Source organism: Halomonas campaniensis (assembly GCF_014193375.1).
Classification (GTDB): domain Bacteria; phylum Pseudomonadota; class Gammaproteobacteria; order Pseudomonadales; family Halomonadaceae; genus Halomonas; species Halomonas campaniensis.
Map to the genome: position 1 here is coordinate 1 of NZ_JACHZF010000066.1, position 1,695 is coordinate 1,695.

General features: G+C 63.6%; 2 protein-coding genes. Both read right to left on the reverse strand.

Annotated features, from left to right (window positions below):
* Nucleotides 1-47: 47 nt before the first annotated feature.
* Nucleotides 48-674, reverse strand: coding sequence for a DEAD/DEAH box helicase (locus BDK63_RS18225; RefSeq protein ID WP_183334561.1), 627 nt, complete (start codon nucleotides 672-674; stop codon nucleotides 48-50).
* Between the two features lie 93 nt (nucleotides 675-767).
* The gene (locus BDK63_RS18230) at nucleotides 768-1,520 is read right to left on the reverse strand and encodes a DDE-type integrase/transposase/recombinase (protein ID WP_343065347.1); all 753 of its coding nucleotides are present in this window, start codon (nucleotides 1,518-1,520) and stop codon (nucleotides 768-770) included.
* Between the last annotated feature and the right edge of the window lie 175 nt (nucleotides 1,521-1,695).

The window sequence follows — 1,695 nt, forward strand, 5'->3', positions numbered from 1 at the left end:
GCGCTCGTCGGAGTACTTCATCGGAACCTCGTCACGCCCCACATCGTTCAGAGTCTAACAGCCGCTGAGGCTCCAACTAGCTTGACAGTGGGGGCGGGCTCGGTGTTACCAGGCGGACTCCCCGTCGCTGCGGCAGCCGGCTCCGGGACGTTAGGCGTGGTGGGCGAATCAGCCTGCGGTGCGGCGCCGTGGCCGCCCATGGGCCCTGGCAAGTCAGTATTCAAGGCCACCTTGGCCAGATCCTGGGGGAGGTCATCACTCAGGCGTCGTGCCATCTGCGCGAGTAGGGTGTCGTTCAGGGCGTAGAAGTAGCAGTCGGGATCGCCTTCGCCCAGACGGCGGATAATCCGCCCCAGTACCTGGCGGAAATGCTGCTCGGTGCGGATATGGCTGAGGTAGCAGCCGACCCGCAGGCGCGGAATATCGACACCTTCAGCGACCATGCCTACCGCGACGATCCAGGGCGTGCTGGCCAGACGAAACGCCTCCAGGCGAACGTGGGCGAGAGTGTCACGGCTGGTGACCAGACACACCTCATGCCCCTCTGCCTCCAGCTGTTGCGTCACCGCCTCGGCATGCTCGATATCGGCGGCGACAACCAGGCCGGCGGCTTGGGGATCCCGCTGGCGAAGGCTGTTGAGCTGCTGGGTGCCGAGAGCCAGAAGGCGCTGCATGGGGGCATCCAGCCGGACCAGGCCGCCATAGTTGATGGCGGGATGGCGCAGCAGCTGAGGGATGCTGGCGTAGCGATGCGTTTCCGGAACCTGTCAACCTGATTCGGACAGATCGTTAAAAATTAATGTCGATTTCGTCGCGGTGTCGCTTGCCGCGGATAGGGTCGGGAAGTTAACCACGCTGTAGGGTGCCGGGTCGTCGTCATCGGGCTGTACCGGATTGATCGAGACACTGGCTGGTGGCATCGCCACCTTGGGGCGTCTGCGCGTGAACCGCTCGGGATGCGCCTCGAAGCTGTCATCGAGCGCTCGCTGGCGGACCTCCGCAATCTCGCGATATCGGCCGGTGAAGACCTGCTCCGGCGTGAAGCCAGCCAGCCCGCTGTGATGGTGCTGCAGGTTGTACCAGTCGACGTAGGCGCTGTACCACTGCCGGGCATGGACGATGCTCTCGAAGCGCCCGGGATAGTCAGGCTGGTACTTGCTGGTCTTGAACTGGCTTTCGCTGAACGGGTTGTCATTACTCACCCTCGGGCGGCTGTGGCTGCACGTCACCCCCAGCTCTCCCATGAGGTCCAGGTAGCTGCGTGCGATCATCGGCGAGCCTCGATCCTGGTGGAGCGTCAACGCTCCATGCGGGATGCCGTAGCGATCCACGGCCTCCTGGAAGAGCTGCTGAGCCAAGGCGGCATTCTCCTTGTGGGAGACCATCCAGGCCACGATGAAGCGGCTGTAAAGGTCCAGCACCACGTAGAGATTGAGGTAGACCCCGCGACGTCGCGTGGGCAATTTGCTGATGTCCCACGTCCAAGCCTCATTGGCGGCCCTTGCCGTGATGCGTGGCACGGCATGGTGTTGGGGAGCACGCTGAGGACGGCGGTCACCGCTCTCCTTGGCCTCACGCAGCTGCCGGTACCACGTGCTGAGCCCCCACTGTCAAGCTAGTTGGAGCCTCAGCGGCTGTTAGACTCTGAACGATGTGGGGCGTGACGAGGTTCCGATGAAGTACTCCGACGAGCGC

Bases quoted from the DNA above. Each gene is read 5' to 3' on its own strand.
- BDK63_RS18225 (WP_183334561.1), bottom strand. From the start codon at position 674: ATGCAGCGCCTTCTGGCTCTCGGCACCCAGCAGCTCAACAGCCTTCGC.